Source organism: Saccharothrix sp. NBAS 001 (assembly GCF_056640475.1).
The window spans coordinates 5,174,470-5,194,962 of sequence record NZ_CM153251.1 but is presented as its reverse complement, the minus strand read 5'-3'; the positions used below and the strand labels follow the sequence as shown (position 1 = coordinate 5,194,962).

At 74.8% G+C, this 20,493-nt stretch carries 15 protein-coding genes and 1 pseudogene; 3 read left to right on the top strand and 13 right to left on the bottom strand.

Translation table 11 applies throughout. The annotated features are described in order from the left end of the window. Positions 1-10 precede the first annotated feature (10 nt). Complete coding sequence (locus AC0HI0_RS21450; protein WP_480934162.1) at positions 11-1,618, bottom strand: ABC transporter substrate-binding protein; 1,608 nt, start codon at positions 1,616-1,618, stop codon at positions 11-13. Next, positions 1,615-3,531 carry a hypothetical protein gene (locus tag AC0HI0_RS21445; protein ID WP_480934161.1) on the bottom strand — a complete coding sequence of 639 codons (1,917 nt, stop codon included), beginning with the start codon at positions 3,529-3,531 and terminating at the stop codon, positions 1,615-1,617. The genes AC0HI0_RS21450 and AC0HI0_RS21445 overlap by 4 nt, the downstream gene beginning before the upstream one ends. 362 nt (positions 3,532-3,893) lie before the next feature. Between AC0HI0_RS21445 and AC0HI0_RS21440 the strand changes: the two genes are divergently transcribed. Further along, complete coding sequence (locus AC0HI0_RS21440; protein WP_480934160.1) at positions 3,894-5,414, top strand: alpha/beta hydrolase; 1,521 nt, start codon at positions 3,894-3,896, stop codon at positions 5,412-5,414. A gap of 18 nt (positions 5,415-5,432) precedes the next feature. Here AC0HI0_RS21440 and AC0HI0_RS21435 read toward each other — a convergent pair whose 3' ends face one another. The 7 genes and pseudogenes from AC0HI0_RS21435 to AC0HI0_RS21405 all read right to left on the bottom strand — a co-directional run bounded on the left by AC0HI0_RS21435 (position 5,433) and on the right by AC0HI0_RS21405 (position 11,313). Beyond that, entirely contained in the window at positions 5,433-6,086 is a 654-nt protein-coding gene (locus tag AC0HI0_RS21435; protein WP_480934159.1) for a response regulator, read from the bottom strand. After that, positions 6,083-7,231, bottom strand: coding sequence for a sensor histidine kinase (locus tag AC0HI0_RS21430; protein ID WP_480934158.1), 1,149 nt, complete (start codon positions 7,229-7,231; stop codon positions 6,083-6,085). The genes AC0HI0_RS21435 and AC0HI0_RS21430 overlap by 4 nt, the downstream gene beginning before the upstream one ends. Before the next feature lie 130 nt (positions 7,232-7,361). Beyond that, a complete protein-coding gene (locus tag AC0HI0_RS21425) occupies positions 7,362-8,255 on the bottom strand; it encodes a Gfo/Idh/MocA family protein (protein ID WP_480934157.1) in 894 nt (297 codons plus the stop codon). Positions 8,256-8,296: 41 nt separating this feature from the next. Further along, a pseudogene (locus tag AC0HI0_RS21420) lies at positions 8,297-8,605 on the bottom strand (hypothetical protein); the annotation flags it as partial. An 81-nt stretch (positions 8,606-8,686) separates the two neighbouring features. Next, on the bottom strand, positions 8,687-9,304 hold the full coding sequence (locus tag AC0HI0_RS21415) for a YdeI/OmpD-associated family protein (protein WP_480934156.1): 618 nt from the start codon (positions 9,302-9,304) through the stop codon (positions 8,687-8,689). A 55-nt stretch (positions 9,305-9,359) separates the two neighbouring features. After that, entirely contained in the window at positions 9,360-11,042 is a 1,683-nt protein-coding gene (locus tag AC0HI0_RS21410; protein WP_480934155.1) for a DUF885 domain-containing protein, read from the bottom strand. A gap of 52 nt (positions 11,043-11,094) precedes the next feature. Then, positions 11,095-11,313: a hypothetical protein gene (locus tag AC0HI0_RS21405; protein ID WP_480934154.1), complete on the bottom strand. Its 219-nt coding sequence runs from the start codon at positions 11,311-11,313 to the stop codon at positions 11,095-11,097. A 163-nt stretch (positions 11,314-11,476) separates the two neighbouring features. Here AC0HI0_RS21405 and AC0HI0_RS21400 point away from each other — a divergent pair, with 163 nt between their 5' ends. After that, entirely contained in the window at positions 11,477-12,442 is a 966-nt protein-coding gene (locus AC0HI0_RS21400) for a helix-turn-helix domain-containing protein (protein ID WP_480934153.1), read from the top strand. A 16-nt stretch (positions 12,443-12,458) separates the two neighbouring features. Here the strand turns inward: AC0HI0_RS21400 and AC0HI0_RS21395 are convergent, their stop codons facing one another. The 4 genes from AC0HI0_RS21395 to AC0HI0_RS21380 form a co-directional block, all read right to left on the bottom strand. After that, a complete protein-coding gene (locus tag AC0HI0_RS21395) occupies positions 12,459-16,262 on the bottom strand; it encodes a S8 family serine peptidase (RefSeq protein WP_480934152.1) in 3,804 nt (1,267 codons plus the stop codon). 265 nt (positions 16,263-16,527) lie between these two features. Continuing rightward, positions 16,528-17,166, bottom strand: a complete 639-nt coding sequence (locus tag AC0HI0_RS21390) for a lamin tail domain-containing protein (RefSeq protein WP_480934151.1) — start codon at positions 17,164-17,166, stop codon at positions 16,528-16,530. 118 nt (positions 17,167-17,284) lie between these two features. After that, positions 17,285-17,590: a helix-turn-helix domain-containing protein gene (locus tag AC0HI0_RS21385; RefSeq protein ID WP_480934150.1), complete on the bottom strand. Its 306-nt coding sequence runs from the start codon at positions 17,588-17,590 to the stop codon at positions 17,285-17,287. A gap of 167 nt (positions 17,591-17,757) precedes the next feature. Further along, complete coding sequence (locus tag AC0HI0_RS21380) at positions 17,758-18,261, bottom strand: lamin tail domain-containing protein (protein ID WP_480934149.1); 504 nt, start codon at positions 18,259-18,261, stop codon at positions 17,758-17,760. 451 nt (positions 18,262-18,712) lie between these two features. Here AC0HI0_RS21380 and AC0HI0_RS21375 point away from each other — a divergent pair, with 451 nt between their 5' ends. Beyond that, complete coding sequence (locus tag AC0HI0_RS21375; RefSeq protein ID WP_480934148.1) at positions 18,713-20,473, top strand: trypsin-like serine protease; 1,761 nt, start codon at positions 18,713-18,715, stop codon at positions 20,471-20,473. Positions 20,474-20,493 lie beyond the last annotated feature (20 nt).

Sequence of the window (20,493 nt, the reverse complement as noted above, 5' to 3'; positions counted from 1 at the left end):
GCCGAGGGCGTCAGCGGGGGCAGTCGGGGGCCGGCTCGTTGGGCCGCACGGCCACGGTGCCGACGCGTGGTGGCTGCGTGCCGGGGCGCGGGGCCGGTATCGGGCAGATCCGCACCACGGCCGGGGGCGCGCCGGTCCGGTTGCCGCTGTTGTCGAACGTGATCGGCCCACCCGCGCCCGACACCGATTCCCGGGCCGACGAGAAGCCGCTGATCGCCGTGTTCACCTGACCGCGCGGCACCGGCCTGGCGGCGGGCAGACCCCGCAGCGCCGCGGTCACGGTCGCCACCGCGTCGTAGGCGTTCACCGCCCACCCGTCGTCCACGTGCGCGGGGTCGAACCCGGCGTCGGCGAAGTGGCGTTCGAACTCGGCGAAGTTCGGGTGGTCGACGCCGGAACCGTCCGCGCCGGACACCAGCGTGCACAGCAGCCGCACCCGGCCGGCCGTGAACGTGCCCGAGGACAGCCCCTCGACCCGCAGGCTCTCCAGCACCTGGTCGGTCTCGGCGGTGCGCACCCGGTTGCTGTCCGACGTGCTGAGCACGGTCACCGAGGTCGCCGCGCACTGCCCGTCGCCGAACGCGCTGTCCAGGCTGCGCAGGAACCGGCCCATGTCCCGGCCGCGCGCGATGTAGGCGACGCTCACGTCGCCGGGCACCGAGCACAGCCGTTTCGCGGTCTGCGCCACCGTGCTCGGCTCGTCGGAGTCGAACTTGACCTCGGCCAGGTCGCCGCCGAACGCGCGCTGCATCAGCGGCAGGGCGGTGCACGTGTACGGGTCCGATCCCCCTGTGGGCACCATCAGGAACGCCGGGCGGGTGCCGGCCGCCGCCTTCAGCTCGGCGATCTGCGCCTGCGCGCGGAACGCCACCCGGTAGTAGTAGTCCTTGCCGACGCCGCGCGAGTAGGTGATGTCCTGGTCGCAGCCGGCGAAGCTCGGCGAATCGGCCGCCGACCCGCTCTGGTCGAACCCCTCGGCGGTGATCAGGTCGGCGACCATCGGGATCCGGTCGCGCGCCAGCAGGTCCGCGACCTCGGCGGTGTGCTGGTGGCTGAGCCCGATGCCGGCCACCGCGACCACCTCCGGGCGGTCGGCCAGCCGCCGTGCCACGGCCACCGCCGTGCCCGGGTCGGCGTACCGGCCGACGTGCCCGACGAGCAGCCGCACCGGGTGCACGCAACCCGGCCCGTTGGCCCGCCGCTGGCCCGCCGCCGCGCCTTCCAGCTCGTGCCGGGCGCGGGAGCCCGCGAACGGGTCGGTCATGGTCAGCAGCACGCCCACGGTGACCGGCGTGCCGTCGGGCTCGCACTGGTCGGCGTTCGCGTTCTGCTCGGCGATCACCCGCATCACCGGTTCGAACTCGGCGAGCCCGAACGCGTACGGGCCCTCGCTGAGCCCGACGCACACCCCGCCGGCCTCCCACCGGTCGCCGCTGGGCAGCCCGTCGCGGCAGACGATCCGGGGCACCACCACCGGGGCCGCCACGAGGACCGCGACGCCCGCGCCCACCAGCAGGACCGCCACCGCGAGCCGCCACCAGTCGGTCCACCTCGGCGCGGGGCGGGTGCGCCGGGGCAGCACCAGCAACCGGTGGCGTGGCGTCATCGCGCGCGTCATCCGCGTCGACCTCCCCGTCGGGCGGCCCGGCGGATCATCGCCGCCGGGTCCTGGGCCTTGGGCGCGAGCGCCCGGTAGTCGACCTCTTCCAGGTCCTCCAGCTCGGCCAGCCGGTCGGGTGCCGAGACCCGCGCGTCGCCCTCCAGCACCGGCACCACGCCGAGCAGGCGGAACAGGTGGCCCAGCGGGGTGTCGGCCTCGTCCCGGGCGCAGATCTCGGCGAAGTCCCGGCGGCGCAGGTCCGGCGTGGCGACCACGGCGTCGAACCGCGCCAGCCAGTCGGCGGTGGGCAGCACGGGCAGCAGGTCCAGCAGCTCCCGCGCCACGCCCCGGCGGTCGCCGAGCAGCAGCCGGTGGTGCGGGTGCGCGGTCGGCCCGGCGGCGAGCGCGCCGACCACCTCGTCCCAGGTCCGGCCCCGCCGGCGGACCGCGAGCGCCCGCAGCCCGAGGTAGCGGGCCAGCGGGTGCGGCCGGCGGTGCGCGGCCGGCGCGTCGGGCGGCGACCACAGCACGGGCGAGGTGAACAGCGCCGACCCCAGGCCCAGCGGCGGGGGCAGCAGCGCCACCAGGGACTGCGCCTCGGCGAGGGTGCGCGCCGCCGACAGGGTGACCAGCGCCGCGCGCAGGTTCTCGTCGTCGTCCTTGGTCGTGGTCAGCCCGCGCACGAACAGGCCCAGCAGGTGGTCGGCGAGCGCCCCGGAGCCCGGCCCCGGCCCGTCGAGCAGCCGGTCCACGTCGTCGATCAGCGCGGGCTCGTCGTGCAGCCGGTCCAGCACCACGCGGGTCGCGCCGGGGTGCCCCCGGGTCAGCCGGTGCACGGCCAGCCCCATCGTCTCGGCGATCGGCCCGGCCGCCCACAGCCGGTCCTTGGCGAGCTGGATCACGTCGTCGGCGGTCAGGTCCGCCGAGGTCACCCGCAGCCACCAGCCGGTGTCCGGGAGGTGCGCGAGCGCCGGCTCCACGCCGTGCACCGGCGCGGGCAGCGCGCCGGTCAGCTCCGCCACCAGGGCGCCGTTGCTGGTGGCCACCAGCGTCAGCGGGTCGGGCAGCCGGCTGTCGCGGCTGTCCCGGGTGGACGCCAGCGCCCGGCGCACCCGCAGCACCGCGCCGACGAACGCGGTCGCGGCCGGGGCGTCGCCGTCGTCGAGCAGCACCACCGCGTTGGCCGGCCGGTTGGCCATCCCGGCGAGGCTGTGCCGCAGGTCCGCGAGCAGCGCGGCCACCAGCAGGTCGTCCACGCCGCGCCGCACCACCGGGTCGTCGCCGGCGGCGTGCGCGCCCAGCTGCAGGCGGACCAGCTCGCCGTCGTGGCCCAGTCCTTGGCCTTGGTGGCCGAACCAGTCCAGCGCCTCGGTGCTCCACACCCGCCGGGACAGCCACCGCGACCGCTGGAGCCGGCCGACCACGTAGTCGGCCAGCTGGTTGACCGCCGACTGGGCGATCTCCGCGCCGGGCGCGCCCAGCCCGCCGACCAGGTCGCCCGCGATGCCGATCAGCCGCCGGGTGAGGTCGGCGAGCGCGGCGCGGTCGCGGTAGGCCAGGTCCGCCGCGCGCAGCCGGGCCCGCGCGGCGGCCGGGTCGAGCCCGGCGGTGTCGGTCTCGATCGCGATCTGCGCGAGCAGCACCCGCTCGAACGACAGCCGGTAGTACGGCACGGCCTCGCTCAACCCCAGCATCACCGCCGCCAGCACGGGCCGCACCGCGCGTTCGCCGGCCCGCGCGTGCTCGCGCAGCCGGGGTCGGACGAGCACCCGGGGCGTCCGGCCGTGCCAGGCGTCGGAGACCTGGGCCAGCAGCGCGGTCCGCCCGCTCCCGCCGACCCCCTCCACGACCAGCACCGGTCTGCTCCCGGTGCCCGGCACCGCGACCAGCCGGTCCACCAGGTCGAGCAGTTCGGTCCGCCCCACGAACACCGTCGGTCCTTTCCGGCACCCCGCAGAAAGCCTCGGAACAATGGCCGGACGCTAGCGGCCGGGGTGATCTGGGTGACCCGGTCGGCAACCGATTCACTCGGACCGAGGTCGGCGGACCGTCCGGAATCACCCGTTCGTCGGCGTGCGGATACTCTCGGTAGCCGCTTGTCGTCCGCCCATTTGCGGACACCGGAATGCCTGGTGGCCGCACGTCCAGGCCGGTGGGCAGAGGGCGGTTACGCCCGTGGTGGCAGGCGGACCGGCGCGAATTCCGACTCGGCGGCGATGATTTCCAGGTGACCGGGCAATAGCGTCCGAATTCGCCCGGAGCGATTGCTCCCGATCACCGAATGGACGTGCAGATGAACAAGTTCCGCACCCGAACATCGGCCGCGCTCGCGGTTCTCGCGGTCGTCGCCGCGCCCGCCGCCGCGGCCGCCGGGCCGGACCGCCCGGACCGGTTCGAACGGCAGGCCGTCGACTGGCACGGCTGCCGGACGGGCCCCGACGACGAGGTCGGCGCGGCGTTGGACGAGGTGGGCGCGCGGTGCGGCGAGGTCGTCGTGCCGCTGGACTACCGCGCGCCCGGCGGCCGGACGATCACCGTGTCGGTCGCCCGCCGGCCCGCCACCGACACCGCGCGGCGGCGCGGGGCGCTGTTCGTCAACACCGGCGGCCCCGGCCCGTCGAGGGACGGCGTCTCGCTCGTCGCGCAAGGCTCCCCGCAGATCGCCGAGCGCTACGACCTGGTCGGCGTCGACCCCCGGTTCTTCGGCCGCAGCACCCCGCTGGAGTGCGGCTGGCCGACCGGCCAGTACCTGCGCAGCGCCCAGGTGGCCAGTCCGGACCGGGCGTCGTTCGACCGGAGCGTGACCATCGCCAAGGACCTCGCGGCGCGCTGCGCCGGCCAACGCGACCTGCTGCCGCACGCGTCCACCCGCAACATCGCCCGCGACCAGGACGTGGTGCGCGCGGTGCTCGGCGAGCGCCGGGTGTCCTACCTGGGCTGGTCCTACGGCAGCTACCTCGGCGCGGTGTACCTCCAGCTGTTCCCCGGCCGGGCGGACCGGGTCGTGCTCGACAGCGCCCTGTCCCCGGACGCCTACGGTCCCGCCGTGACCCGCGAGACCGGCCCGGCCGACGCGGCGGCGCTGCGGGACTGGGCGGCGTGGGCCGCCGCGCGGGACGCCGAGTACGGCCTGGGCGGCACGACCGCGCGCGTGCTGGACGCGGTCGAACAGGTCCGGCAGGCGGCGACCCGGCGACCGTTGCAGGTCGGCGACCACCGGATCGACGCGGCCATGCTGCCGGGCCTGCTGCTCACCGTCGACGACAGCGACGCGCTCTACGGCAGCTTCAGCGCGCGCGTGCGGGTGCTGCGCGACGCGGCCAGGGGAGTGCCGGTCACGCCCACTCCGGACCTGGCGCAGCTCCTCGCCCTCTACGACGACCCGGACGTGAGCGCCGCGTTCGGGTTCAGCGCCGGCGAGGCGAACAAGTGCGCGGACCGCGCCGCGTCGCGCGACCCGGAGACCTACTACCGCGACATCCAGGCGCACCGGGCGTCGGAACCCCTTTATGGCGCGCTCGCCCGAGACATCACGCCGTGCGCGTTCTGGCCGACCGCGCCGGTCGAGCCGCCGACCGCGGTCCGCAACTCCCGGCCGGCCCTGATCATCGGCGCGAGCGGTGACCCGGTCACGCCGTACCAGGGCCAGCAGGTGATGCACCGGGCGCTGACCGGTTCCCGGATGGTCACGCTGGACGGCGCGTTCCGGCACGGCGTGTACCAGTTCGCCGGCTCGCCGTGCGTGGACCGCGCGGTGGAGCGGTACCTGCTCGACGGCGACCTCCCGAGCGCGGACACCACCTGCCCGGCCTGACCGGGCCCGGCCCGGCGGTCAGCCGCCGCCGGGCCGGACCAGTCCCGCCTCGTAGGCGGTGACCACGGCCTGCACCCGGTCCCGGACGTGCAGCTTCGCCAGGATGTTGCCGACGTGCGTCTTCACCGTGCCCTCGGCGACCGACAGCCGGGCGGCGATCTCCGCGTTCGGCCAGCCGCGGGCCATGGCCACCAGCACCTCACGCTCCCGCTCGGTCAACCCGGCGACGGCCCGCGCGGCGGCCGGGTCGAGCGCGGGCGCGAGGTGGTCGAGCAGCCGCCGGGTGGTCGACGCGGCGATCACCGCGTCCCCCGCGTGCACCGACCGCAGCGCGCGCAGCAGGTCCTCCGCCGGCGCGTCCTTGAGCAGGAAACCGTTGGCGCCGGACCGGATCGCGGCCAGCGCGTGCTCGTCCAGGTCGTAGGTCGTCAGCACCACGACCTTCGGCGCGGCGGGCAGCGCCACCACCCGGCGGGTCGCCTCGATGCCGTCCAGCACCGGCATCCGCACGTCCATCAGCACCACGTCGGGCCGCAGCCGCCGCGCCTCCCGCACACCGGCCAGCCCGTCACCGGCCTCGCCGACCACGGCCAGGTCCGGCTGCGAGTCGATCACCATCCGCAGCCCGGTCCGCACCAGCTCCTGGTCCTCGACCAGCAGCACCCGGATCACGCCGGCACCACCGGGATGCGCGCGCACAGCGCCGTGCCGCCCGCCGGCCGCGCCGCCAGCGCGACCGAACCCCCGTACGCCGCGACGCGCTCCCGCATCCCCACCAACCCGAACCCGCCGCCGGCGGGCCCGGGGCCCCGCCCGTCGTCCAGCACGTCGACCAGCACGTGCCCCGGCTCCCACCGGACGGACACCTCGGCCCGCGCCCCCGGCCCCGCGTGCTTCACCACGTTCGTCAACCCCTCCTGCACGATCCGGTACACCGCCAGCCCCAGCCCGGACGGCACCGCGACCGGCGGGCCGCCGAACGCCAGGCGCACCTCCAGCCCGCCCGCGCGCACCCGCTCCACCAGCCCCGGCACGTCCTCGGCACCGGGCTGCGGCACCACCTCGACCGGCCCGTCCCGCAGCACCCCCAGCACCCGCCGGGTCTCGGCCAGCGCCTGCCGCGCGTGCTCGCCGATCGTCGCCAGGGCGGCGGCCCCCGCGTCGGCCGCGTACCGGCCGCCGTCGGACTGCGCGATCACCACCGACAGCGAGTGCGCCACGATGTCGTGCACCTCCCGCGCGATCCGGCCGCGTTCGGCGAGCACCGCGAGCCGGTCCCGCTGCTCCCGCTCGACTTCGAGCAACCGCGCCCGCTCGGCCAGCGCGTCCACCTGCCGGCGTCGGGCCCGGTGCAGCCCGCCGACCGCCCACGCGGCGACGACCGTGCTGCCGAGGAACCCGGCGGTGAGCACGTGCGCGGACACCGAGACCTGCAACTGCGGCCAGCTGATCCCGCCCAGCACCGCCCCGGACAGCCCCGCCGCCAGGGCGAGCCGACCCCACAGCGGCGAGCCGTGGGCGGTCACCGCGTGCACCGCGACCGGTACCGCGAGGTCGGCCGGCAGCGCGCCGATCCCGTCCCGCACGGTCAGCCACTGGACGAACGCGACGGCGAACACCGCGCCCGCGCACCACACCGGGGCGGTCCGCCGCCACGCCAGCGGCAGCGAGAGCAGGAGCGACAACACGAAGTACGGCCACTGCGCCCCGACGACCCACCCGAACCCGAGGCTCCCCGCCGCGAGGACGGCGGCGGAGACGCGGTCGACCCACACCACGTTCCCGCGCATCCAGGAGTACACCAGCGCGCCCGACACGCCGCCACTATAGGTTCGCGCCCGGGCCCGGGGCCTCGGTCCACGGGCGGAGATACCGCCACCCGGCCTACTCCCGCAGGACTACGCCGACCCCGACCGCGCGGCCGGCCCCGGGCCACCCGGTGCCCTATCAGGAGAGTTCGGCGACGACCCGTTCGCACAGCTCGTGGGTGGCCAGCGCGTCACCGGCGTCCAGCCGCTCACCGGACCGCACGGCGTCGAGGAAGTGCGCGCACATCGCCTCGAAACCGCGTTGCCTTCCGGTGGACGCCCACTCGTCGGTCCGTTGCGGCACACCGTTCTCCGTCACCCGGGTGAGGTTCACGACGTCCCGCCGGGAGTTCGCGCCCGCCGTCTGGAGCACCTCGTCGGCGGTGCCGCCGAGCCGGTTCATCACGGCCGTCCCGGTGAACCCGGGCGCGTCGAGGTCCAGCACGACGTGGTGCAGCCGACCGTCCACAACGGACCCGCGCACCCGTGCCCCGCCGGCCGCGGCGGGCGCGAGCATCCGCAGGGTGTCGACCAGGTGGATGAAGTCGTCCAGCACGACGGTCCGCACGTCCCCGGCGTCGTCCCGCCGGTCCTTCTGGAGCAGCACCAGGTCCCGGGGGTGCTCCAGCGCCGCGACGTAGGCCGGCGCGAACCGGCGGTTGAAGCCGACCGCGAGCGAACGACCCCGTTCCCGGGCCAGTTCCACCAGCTCCCGGCTCTCCGCGAGCGAGTACGACAACGGCTTGTCCACCAGCACGTCCACGCCCGCGATCAGCAGCCGGGCCACGATCTCGTGGTGCCGTCCGGTCGGGGCGTGCACGAACGCCGCCCGCACGCCCGCCTCGACCAGCCCGTCCACCGTCGTGTGCCGGTCCGGCACGCGGTAGGCGTCGCCGATGCGGTCGAGCTTCTCCCGGCTGCGCGTCATCAGGTGCGGCACCAGGCCGGGCATCGCGCACAACACCGGCAGGTACGCCTTGCGGGCGATGTCGCCGAGCCCGATCACGCCGACCGGTACGGGGGACGCGCTCATGCCGTGGGGCCTCCCAGCTGTCCCGGCCATCCTAAGGGCTGTCATGTAACTGATCTTGTGGTTGGTGATTGAGTAGGTCTCGGCCGGCCGGTGAGGGCGAGGTTGTGGGGCGGGCGATGCCGGAGGCCGTGTCGTGCAGGGTGTGGGCGGCGCGGCGGTAGTCGCGCGGGATGGTCCGGTTCTTCATACGGGCCGGGGCGTGTTCGGCGTGGGCTCGGATCGAGTGGTGGGTGGTGTTGAGGTCTTCCTGCCGGTCGGTGGGTCGGCTGTGGTCGCGGGGTGTGCGAGGGCGTGATCGCGTCGGGGCCGCCGTCGGCCATGACGGGTCGGCCGTCGAGCATGTCGGCGATGGCGTCACCGCCGCGCTCGGCCACCACCCGCACCAGCTCCGCAGGACCACGTCGACGAGTGGGATCAGCCGGTGGCGGTGATCAGGTGGTGGTCGGAGCCGGGCTTGTGCCGGTCGACCGGGCTTGGCTCAGCGAGGCCACGATCCGTGCCAACTGGACGGACCGCGCCTGCGGCGTCCGGGCCTTCATCAGCCGCAGGAACAACCCGTAGCGCCCGGTCCGGTCCATGCTCTCGAACCGTTGGCGTGCAACGGGATCGCGTTCCAGCGCGGCGATCAGGTCGGCCGGCGCGGTGGCGGTCGCCTGCGATTCGTAGGCGGCGGCCCACCGCCCGTCGGCCCGTGCCGCCCGGACGGCCGCCCACCCGGCGTCGCGCATCCGGCCCGCCGCGATCAGCGCCTCCGCCTTGGCCACGTTGACCCGCGACCACGCGCTGCCCGCGCGGCGCGGCGAGTAGCGCTGGAGGTAGTGGTCCTGGTCGAGCCCGCGCCGGTGGCCGTCGATCCAGCCGTGGCACAGCGCCCCGTCCAGCGCCTCGGCGATGGTGACCGACCTCCGCCCGGAGTTCTTCTTGGCGATCTTCAGCCACACGCCGTCGGACTCGCCGTGGTGGGCGGTCAGCCACGCGTCCCACTGGGCCGCGTCGGCGAAGTCGAGGGGTTGCACGATGTCCTCCGGTGTCGTCTGGGTGACACCCATCGTGCGCCGGAAAAGTGCTCGTCCTCCGAGCACTTTTCCGGTCGGACCCGGTGGCTCACGCCGTGGCGGTCCAGCGGTCCACGACGTCGGTCAGGGTGCTCAGCGGCACGGCCCCGTTGGACAGCACCTGGTGGTGGAAGTCCCGCACGTCGAACCGGTCGCCCAGGGCCCGCTCCGCCCTGGCCCGCAGGCTCTCGATGTGCAGCCGGCCGAGCAGGTAGGCCGACGCCTGCCCCGGCCACGCGATGTACCGGTCGATCTCGTTGCGCACGTTGGACTCGGTCGCGGCGGTGTTGTCCCGCAGGAACGCCAGCGCGCGGTCGCGCGACCACCCGGAGTGGTGCATCCCGGTGTCCACCACCAGCCGGCACGCCCGCCACGCGTCGAACGACAGCATCCCCATCCGGGTCAGGTCGTCGGTGTAGAGGCCCATCTCGTCGGCCAGCCGCTCGGTGTAGAGCCCCCAGCCCTCGGCGTGCGCGGTCACGTAGACGAACCGGCGGAAATCCGGGACGTCCTTGAGCGACTGGGCCAGCGCGATCTGGAGGTGGTGCCCCGGCACGCTCTCGTGGAACGCCAGCGCCTCGTACTCGAACCGGGGCCGGGTGTGCGGCTCGTGCGCGTTCACCACGTGCGCGCCGGGCCGCGAGCCGTCGTCGGCGGGCGCCCGGTAGTAGGCCAGCACCGAGCCCTCGGCCTCGGCCGGGTGCATCGGCTCGACCACGCACGGCGCGATCTCGTAGTGCCGGAACCACCCGGGCAGCGCGCCTTCCGCGCGGTCCAGCGCCGCGACCGCGCACGCCACGATCTCGTCGGCGGTGTCGAAGCGCAGTTCGCCGTCCTCGCGCAGCCGGTGCAGCACCTCGGGCACCGAGGACGTGCCGAACAGCCGCGACCCGAGCGCCGCCACCTCGTCGTGCACCTCGGCCAGCCGGGTCAGCCCGATCCGGTGGATCTCCTCGGGCGTGAGTTCGGTGGTGGTGTGCGCCCGCAGGGCCGCCGTGTACGCCTCTTCGCCGCCGGGCACGAAGCACAACCCGACGTGCTCGTCGTCGCGCGCCACCGGCAGCAGCGCGTCGGTGTACGTGCCGGCCAGCCGGGCGAGCGCGGGCCGCACGGACCGCTGCACCACCTCGCCCACCCGCGCCACGTCGTCGCCCTGCGCCGGGCGCAGGAACGGGTCGTCGGCCAGGTCCGAGGCCAGGTAGCCGCGCAGCTGCTCGACGGCCTGCCGCACGCCCGACGCGGTCGGGTGCCTGCCCTCCGCGCCCGCCTCCCGGTAGCGCTCGCCGGCGGCGTCGAAGTACCCGGCCAGGCCCTCCAGCCGGCGCAGGTAGTCGGCGGTGTTCTCGGGCGTGGCCAGCCGCACCACCGGCACCGAGCCGAACACCAGGTTCTGCACGCCGACCAGGCTCGGGGTCACCGCGATCGCGGCGGTGCCGATGCCGAAGCCGCCCGCCAGCTCCGCCCGGCCGTCGTGCAGCAGCCGGTCCAGCATCGCGTGCGTGACGACGTCCTGGCCGGTCAGCCCGGCCGGGTCGATCGCGTCCAGCCTGCGCCGGAACCCGTCGAACCGGTCGACCCGCCGCCGGTCGGCGTCCCGGCTCGGGTCGGGCACCTCGCCGTCGTGGCCCGGCACGCCGTAGTCGGTGGCGGTGAACGGGTCCGTCTCGATCACGTCCTGGAAGTAGTCCGCCGCCAGGTCGGCGAGCCGGTCGTCGCTCGCGGTGTCGGTCACGGTGCCCCCTCGGGAGAACGGTCCTCGTGATCGGCAGGGTAGTGGCCGGCCCCTACGGCGAGCCGGCGTCACAAGGAGGGTCCGCGTCCAGGACGGCGAGCCGGGCGGCCCGCGCCAGCCACCCCGGCATGGCCAGCGGGAGGAACACCGCCAGCGCGATCGTGCCGGTGCCGCAAGGCACCTCGCCGGTGCACCGGCGGGCGGTCAGCGGGACCAGCGCGAGCACGAAGCAGAAGATCAGCAGCCGGCGTTTTCGGCGATTCCGCTCCACCAGGACTCCTTTGCCGGTCGGGGAGTCCGATCGTGGCGTCGGCCGAACGGAGCACACCCCACCCGCGCCGGGTGAACGGCCGGTCCGGTCCCGTCCGCCGCGGGTGGGGCCGTGCCGGCGGCGGCTCTGCGAGCATGGGGCGGCGACCCGAGGAGGCCCGGCGATGACCGAGGACGACCTGCGCCCGGTCGACCTGGACGTGTACCGGGCGCTGCTGGACCAGGCGGGCACCGCCGCCGACCTGGGCGACCGGCTCGGCCTCGGCCCGGCGCGGGCGGGCGCGGTGCTGCGCCGCCTGGTCGGCCTGGAACTGGTCACCCGGCTGCCCGGCAGGCCGGCCCGGTTCGCCGCGGTCTCGCCCGAGGTGGCGTTCGGCGGACTGCTGGTGCGCAAGCAGAAGGACCTGGAGCAGGTGCGCGTGCTCGGTGCGGAGTTCCGGGAGCGGCACCGCCGCGCGGTGCGCGGGACCGATCCGGCGGCGCTGCTGGAGGTGGTGCGCGGCAGCGCGGAGATCACCCGGCGCGCGGGCCAGGTGATGCGCTCGGCCCGGCGGGAGGTGCGGTTCGTGGACAAGCCGCCCTACGCGCAGCCGCCGACCGTGCTGCACCCGGTGGAACGCGAACTGCTCGACCGGGGTGTCCGGTTCCGCGGCGTGTACGACCGGACGGCGCTGGAGCTGCACTCGATGGACGACGACCTGGAAGCCGGGCTGGCGCTGGGGGAGGAGGCGCGGGTGGTGCCGGACGCGCCGCTGAAGATGATCCTGGTGGACGCCCACCTCGGCCTGATCCCGCTCGACTCGTCCGCGCCCGAGCTGGGCACCGCCCTGGTGGTGCGGCCGTGCACGCTGCTCGACGCGCTCGGCGCGCTGTTCGAAAGCCTGTGGCGGCAAGCACTTCCGCTCGCCGTGCACAACCACGGCGCACTGTCCGCAATGGACGCCCGGTTGCTCGCGCTGCTCACCACCGGGATGCCGGACCGCAGCATCGCCAAGCAGCTCGGGCTGAGCTACCGCACGTACCAGCGCCGGCTGAGCGACCTCATGTCGGCGCTGGGCGCGCAGACCCGGTTCCAGGCCGGGCTGCGGGCGGCGGCCAAGGGGTGGGTGCGGCCCACCTCACCCGACTGACCGCCGCCCTCGCGGGTCACCGGCTCCGGTACGCCTCCTGGACCGTCTGCCGCACCGTGTTGCCCCGGCTGTCCCGCGCCTCGGTGCGCAGCCACACGTCACCGGACGCGGTCGGGGCGTCGACCGTCCACACGCCCTGCGCGGTGGGCCGGGCGGCGGTGTCGGTCCAGGTGGTGCCGTCGGTGGACCACGCGACCCGCAGCCACACCACCGGTCCGGCGCCGCGCGCCCCGGTGTGCGAGGCCGCCGTGACCTCGAACGTCCGGCCGGTCGACGCGTTGGTGACGTCGAGCGGGATCCGGTAGTCGAGCTGGATCAGCGGCTGGAACGCGCACCGGTCGCCGTCCTGGCAGGCGTAGCCGGTCGGCGGCGCGTCCGCCGACCGCGCGGAGCCGAACGACCACGACGTCTCGGTGCGCCGGGCGTGCCCGAACAGCGCGGTGCTCGGCGCGCCGACGTAACCCGGCCCCGGCATCACGTCCACCACGTCCAGCCGGTAGTCGGCCGCCTCGGGGGCCAGCGGGAACCTCGGGAACAGCCCGTACGGGTCGGCCACCGGCGGGATCTCTTTGCCCCCGGAGAACAGCCGCGCGGTGGTGACCGCGAAGTACTTCGAGTTCTCGTGCGGGCTGACGTACGCGCCGCCGCCGACCCACTGGAGCGCCGGGGTGAACAGGTCGCCCTCCCGGCACGCCGAGCACAGCACCCGCCACCGGCCGCCCTGGTCCGCGCGCCGTCCCGGGTGGTCGGGCGCGAGTTCGGCGGCGGCCCCGTGCAGCGGCGCGTCGAACCAGCGCTCGTCCGGCCGCTGCCGCTCGCCCGACCGGTACACCGAGAACCGGGTCAGCGACAGCGCGGCCCGGGGTGCCGACGAGGTCGCCACCCGCTTCCACACCACCGTGTCGTCGCCGGGGCCGGTGTACTCGGTCCAGGTGCCCGGGAACGGCACCCGCACGCCCTGGGCGAACTGGGTCTTCCACAGCCCGTCCGGGAAGGCGTACCAGGTCTTCTGCCCGGTGACGCCCGGCTGGTCGGCGTGGTAGGAGGTCCTGGCCGCGACCAGCTGGTCGGGCGCGAACCGGCGCACGTGGTCGCGGGGCACGCCGTTGCGGTCCACCACGTTCAGGTTGAACATCGCGTCCGGCACCGGCCGCACGGTGATCACCGCCTCGCCGCGCACCGCCGCCCCGTCCGCGTTGCCCAGCGAGAACGCCGGGATCGGCAGCCCGCCGGCCGGGGCCAGGGGCAGCGCGCCGGGCAGGTCCACGTACGTGATCGCCGCGACCGCACCCGCCGCTGCCGCCGTGCGCACGGCGGCGGACGCCGCCTGGTTGACCGCGCCGACCGGGTCCGCGCCCGGCGGCACCGGCAGCTTCACCAGCACGGCCTTGCCCCTCACCTCCGGCGAGCCGGCCGGCACCACGGCCACCGCGTGCCCACCCGGCCACGCGACGGCCGCCGACAGGTCGAAGGACGGTTCGACCGCGCGGCCGGCCACCGCGAAGTCCACCGCCGCCCGGCCCAGCGAAGCCTGGTCCTGCAACGAGATCGCACCCACCCGGGTGGCCGCCGACGGGGTGACCCGGACGTCCCAGCCGGCGGTACCGGCGCTCACCCCCACCTCGGCGACCAGCCCGCCCGCACCGGCGACGGCGGGCAGCACGCGGCGCAGCACCACCGTGCGGTCGCGCTGGTCGGTGCGCGACGTGGCGGACAGCCCGACCGGCACCGCCGTGCGGCCGTCCAGGGTGATCGAGGTGGCCCGCTCCACCCGCACCTCGGCCGCGCTCAGCCCGGTCCAGCGGCGGGTGGTCAGGGTGCGCTCCATCGTCCAGCCGAGCGCCGAGTACGTGCCGGCGGGCAGCGACGCCCGGCCCGCGCCGTCGACCAGGTCGACCCGGGTGGACACGTCGGGCGCGAACGGGTCGTTGCGGCGGCCCACGCCCTGCGAGTCGTCGATCAGCTGCGCGACGGCCTGCTTGGCGGGCGCGCCCGAGGGGTCGAGCACCTTGAGCGACACCGGGAACAGCGGCGGCGCGTTGTAGGTGCTGACCGGTGTGCGGATCGTGCCGCCGTCCGGCGCGGTGGCCACGATCGTGCCGCCGTAGACGCCCGAGGGGCCCTCGTCCGGGTCGACCGTGACGGTCGTCGTGGTGGTCGCGTGCGCGGGCAGGTCGACGTGCGGGCGGGTCAGCCGCATCCCGGCGGCGGGCGGCGGGGTGCCGTCCCACGAGGTCACGTCGAGCTTCAGGCCGACCGACGCGGGGGAGTCCGCCGCGTTGGCGTAGGCGACGGTCCGGTCCGCCGGGGCCGTGCCCTCGACCTTCCCGAAGCTCGCCGACGCCTGGCCGGTGGTCCGCTGGGTGACCGCGCGGGCCACGTCCAGCCGGCCCGCGCCCTGCTCGTACCACTTCAGCCCGACGTCCCGCGCGGTCGACGCGAGCACGTCCTTGATCGCCCGGCCGGTCCAGTCCGGGTGCTGCTGGGCGAGCAGCGCGGCCGCGCCCGCGACGTGCGGCGTGGCCATCGAGGTGCCGGAGGCGGCCGTGTAGTGGTCGTCGACCGGCGCGCCCATGGACGTGCCCGCCGCGCGGGCGGCCACGATGTCCACGCCCGGCGCGACGATCTCGGGCTTCACCAGGGCGTCGCGCAGGCGCGGGCCCCGGCTGGAGAACCAGGCGAGCTTGTCGTCCCGGTCCACCGCGCCCACCGTCAGCGCGGACGCCGCCGCGCCCGGCGTGGTGACCGACCGGTCGGCCGAGCCCGCGTTGCCCGCCGCCACGACGAACAGCGTGCCGGTTTTCGCCGACAGGGTGTCGACCAGCTCGCTCAACGGGTCGGTGCCGTCGGTCGGGCCCGCGCCCAGGCTGAGGTTCACCACGTCCGCGCCCTGCGCCACGGCCCACTCGATGCCCGCCATCACCTGCGACGTGTCGCCCTCGCCGGAATCGCCGAACACCTTGGCGGACAACAGGGTCGCGGCCGGCGCGACACCCCGGTACCGCCCGCCGGACGCCTTGCCGTCGCCCGCGATCGTGGACGCGACGTGCGTGCCGTGGCCGTTGTGGTCGGCGGTGTCGCCGGTCCCGCTGAAGTCCTCGGCGGCGGCCACCCGGCCCGCCAGGTCCGGGTGGTCCGCGTCGACCCCGGTGTCCACCACGGCCACCTTCACGCCCCGGCCGTCCAGCCCGCGCTCCCACGCGACCGGCGCGCCGACCTGCTTCGTGCTCCGGTCCAGGAGCACTTTCACCTTGCGGTCCAACGCTATCCGCGACACGCCGAGTTCGTCGGCGGTCAGCGAGCGCCAGAACGCCGGGGTGTCGGCCTTCGCCACCCGGACCGCGATCGCGCCCGCGTCCGGCAGCACGGCGTGCGCGGTCAGCGCGGTGGGCCGGCCGTCCGGTTTCGCGATCAGCGGTATCCGGTCGGTGGCGTCGTCCTGGCGGCCGTCGGCGACCAGGGCGGTGAGGTTGAACAGGGAGTGGTCCAGCTCGCCGGCGGACACCAGCGGCATCGCGTCGGACGGGTAGACGAACACGCCCTCGGCGGTGGTGACCGTCCCGAACGCGGGAGCGGAACCGTCCGCGCGGGGCGCGGGATCGACCCGGACGGTGCCCGGGTCCTGTTGGTAGGAAACGACGTCGCCGGTGATCAGGGTGACCCGGTGCGGGGGAGCAGCGGGCCGGGCGGGCGCGGGCTGGGCGGGCGCGGGCTGGGCGGGCGCGGGTGCGGGTGCGCCGGCCGCGACCGGCGGACCGGCCTGGACCAGGGCGGCGACCAGCAGGGCCGCCCCGAAGCCCGTTCGGACACGCGTGGACATCTGGCCTCCTCGGTGGCAGGGAGTCCGAGGATGGGCCGGCTCGCGATGCCGAGGAACGCCCGGGACCGGCGGCAAGTCGCCGCCGGCGACTTGCCGCCACCGGCCGGGATGCGCCGCGCCGCACCGACTTCCGCGTCGCACCGCGTTGCGCGCCGTGGCTCCCGCGACGCCACGGACCCCGGCCGCGGTGTCGCGGTCGGGGCCCTCGGCGTCCGGACGGGTCGCGTGCCGGACGTGGTCGTGCGGCTCAGGTGGTGCGGTGCGCTCAGTTCAGCGCGCCCGGCGTGCGGACGTGCAGGGTGAAGTCGCGCTGGTTGTTGTCGGTGTCGGTGCTGAGGACGTCCCTGGCGGACGAGACGCCGAGCAGCGGGTCGACGCCGGGCAGCACGCTCTGCGGCCGGGCGGCGGTGCCCTCGCGGGTCGCGGCGACCGCCGTGGAGAACGCGACGCCGTCGATCCGCTGGCCGGCCAGGGTGAACACGCCCACGCCGCCGGAGTCCGGGACGCCCTCGCCGATCAGCGCCAGCGGCAGCACCTGCGCGCCGGCGTCGACGGTGCCGGAGAACTGCGTGCCGGTCAGCACGATCAGGGCGTTGGAGTTGCCCCGGGGTTCGAGCACCATGCCCGGCAGGAACGCGATCTTCGACACCAGGGCGTTCGCCGGGCTGTACACCCGGACCTCGAAGTTGGCCAGGTCGACGGCCTGGTTGCTGACGTTGAGGATTTCGATGAACTCGTCCAGGGCCCCGCTCGGTCCGCGCGTCGCGACCTCGTTGACCACCAGGGACGACGAGACCAGCGGCTGCACGCCGGCGCTGTCGGGCGCGGCCGTCGCGATGCCGGCGGTGGTGGCGGCGGCGGTCAGCACGGCCAGCACGGCGGCGCTGCTCAGAAATCGACGCATGATGATTACCTCTCGACAACGTTCGTGGATCCTTCGACCGGGACTTGATTGGTCTCCGGCGCCACCAACATTGGTCCCGAGCCGCCGAAAATAGAAAGGGGCCAGTTTGATCATCTGTTTATCCGTTGATTTCCGACATCGTCCCGCGGTGTTGCCTGCGCAGTCGCCGCGCGAACGCGGCGGCCTGCTCCAATTCCTGTTCAGAGGTGTCCAGCACCTGGCCCAGCCAGGCTCGCCAGTAGGGGCCGGGAATGCGTTTGCCCCGCTCCCACCGGGACACCTCCTCACGGGTGATGCTGTCGTTGCCGGAGGCGGAGTGCAGTCGTTCGGCCAGGTCGCACTGCGTCAGGCCCTGCACCCGCCGTAGTTCCGGCAGAATCTCGCTGATCGGTTCCGGTCTCGTCTCCTGTTCGTCCTGCGGCACGACAGGAACCCTCCTCTTCGCACGTGTCGTGCAATGCACCGGCCATCGCCGAGTTCGTACCAGAGAATTCGCTCCAGTGCCAACCGTGAATGTCCGGCAGGATCTGCCCGTGCGGCTGCACGTTGTGTGGCGGCGGAGGTCGGAAATGTGCCGGGCGGGCTGCCCGGCTAACCCAGCGGTGCTGTGCAGCGGAAGTCCCGCCGGTTGTTGTCGGTGTCGTTGCCCAGCGCGTCGCGGGACAGCGCGTACCCGTCGTGGCACGCCGCGGCGGCGTCGGCCTCGCGGCACGGCGAATCCGCCGCGACGGCCACCCGGTCGACCAGCGCGCCCCGCTGGTCCAGCAGGGCCTGGCCGTCGCCGGTCACCGCCGGCACGGTCACCCGCCAACTCGTCGTCCCGAGGAAATCGGGCCCCGCGAGCAGCAGCGGCGCACCCGGCGGCAGGGTCGTGCCCGCGGGCAATGTCGCCAGAATGGTCGTCGCCCGTCCGGTGCACGAGACGAGCGTCCACCCCGACAGGTCCGCGTCGGCGGGCGAGGTGTTGCGCAGTTCCACGTAGCCGGCGGTGCCGTCGGCCAGCACCCCGTGCACCTTGACCGGGCAGTGAGCAGGTGGAAGGGACAGGCCGCACAGCACGGCCAGCGCGGCGGCCTGGTGCGGAAAAGTGATCATGGCTCCCAGTGTGGTATCGGCCCGGACACCGCACAGGGGGCCAATGCCCGCTGGCCACGGTGGTCGCCCGGCCGTCCCACGATCGGGCGGGCGCACGGCTTCGCGCACCGTGAACGTCCACAGAGGACTGTCAACACCGTCCGCGAGTCCCACCCGGCAGCGCCGCCGGTGGCCTGCCCCGCGAGCCCGCACCGGGGGTCCGCGCGCGTGCGCGTCCCGCGCGTCGGGCGGTGCGCGGGTCCGGGCCGGGGGTGCCGGCGGGGCGGCCGGCCCGGTGCGGGCGAATAAGTGCCGTACCCCTACGGATCACGTCCCTGATTGTTCCGGGACCGGCGCGGCCCGACAGTGAACCTCGCCGCTCCACCCCCTGCTGGAGCGGCTGTTCGCCTGGAAGGGAAGCACAGTGAAACGACCACGTCCCAGGGGCCTCGCGCCCCTCGTCGCGGCGGCCATGCTGCTACCGCTCCTGCCCCTGGCGGGTGCCTCCGCCGCGCCGGGCAACGCCCCTGCCGCGAACTACGAGGGCGACACGGTGCCGGTCAGCTCGGGCGCCGGCCCGCTGTTCCACAACGGCCAGAACGCGACGGTCGACGAGTTCCCGGGGATCATCGCGGGCATCCGCGAGGGCGGTACCCGGCCGCAGGGCCAGACCTGCACCGGTTCCGTCGTCGCGCCCCGCAAGATCCTCATCGCCGCGCACTGCGCGGACGCCCAGGGCGAGAAGAGCTTCGTCTACGGCCTGGACGACCTCAACGCCGGCGGCGGCTTCCGCACCAAGGTCGTCGAGTACAAGAAGCACCCGAAGTACGTCAACTTCGACCAGGGCTACGACGTCGCGGTGGTCACCACCGCCGACGACATCCCGGTGCGCGGCGGCAAGTTCGCCCAGTTCGCCACCTCCGCCGACTCCGGCCTGGCGACGCCGGGCAAGAACGGCGTCGGCTACGGCTACGGCAAGAAGGACTTCGACGACAACCAGCGCGACGTGACGCTGGACAAGGCCACCCTGCCGATCGTCAACGGCGACTCGGTGTGCACGGGCGTCGGCGCGGGCTTCAAGTCCGCGACGATGATCTGCGCCGGGTACTCCGACGGCCGCACCACGATCCTGCCCGGCGACAGCGGCGGCCCGCTGGTCGTCGAGGGCAAGATCGTCGGCGTCGCGTCGTGGAGCCGCAGCGACTTCAAGTGGTACAGCGTCTACGGCCGGCTGACCAACGACATGGGCGACTGGGTCAAGCAGCAGGTCGGCACGCCGCAGTCGGACTTCACGCTCGGCGCGTCGCCGGCGAGCCTGAAGGTGGCGGCGGGCAAGTACGCGTCCACCACGATCACCTCGGCGGCCGGGACCGGAGGCGCGGAGAACGTGTCGCTGTCCGCGTCGGGTCTGCCCAGCGGGGCGAAGGCGGTGTTCCAGCCGACGTCGATCCAGACCGGGTCGAACGCGAAGCTGACCGTCGAGACCGCGACCACCACGCCCAACGGCACTTACAACGTGACCGTGACCGGCACCGGGGCGGGCGGCAAGACCGCCACCACCACGCTGTCGCTGACCGTCGAGGGCGGCAACCAGGAACCCGGCGACTTCACCCTCGGGCTGTCGCCGTCGAGCCTGAAGGTCGCGGCCGGCAAGTACGGGTCGACCACCGTCACGTCGGCCTCCGGGTCGGGCGGCCCCGACACGGTGTCGCTGTCCGCGTCGGGTCTGCCCAGCGGGGCGAAGGCGGTGTTCCAGCCGACGTCGATCCAGACCGGGTCGAACGCCAAGCTGACCGTCGAGACCGCCGCCACGACGCCCGCCGGCACTTACAGCGTGACCGTGACCGGCACCGGGTCGGGCGGCAAGACCGCCACCACCACGCTGTCGCTGACCGTCGAGGGCGACGCGCCCGGCGGTGACGTGACGGTCGCGCTCAGCCCGTCCTCGGCGTCCGTGCAACAGGGCTTCTTCACCCAGTTCTCGGTCACCGCGTCGGGTGGCACCGGCACCCTGTCGCTGACCGCGACCGGGAACCCGGCGGGCACGCAGTTCCAGTTCAACCCGCGTTCCGTCGCCCAGGGTGGCACGAGCAACGTGTTCGTGTCGACCGGCTTCCAGACGCCGCCGGGGACCTACCAGGTCACCGTCAAGGCGACGTCGGCCGACGGGAAGAGCGGTTCGGCCACGTTCACCCTCACCGTGACCCGGTGGGGTGGATTCGCAGTGGTGTAGCCCCGGCGGAGGCTCAGGCA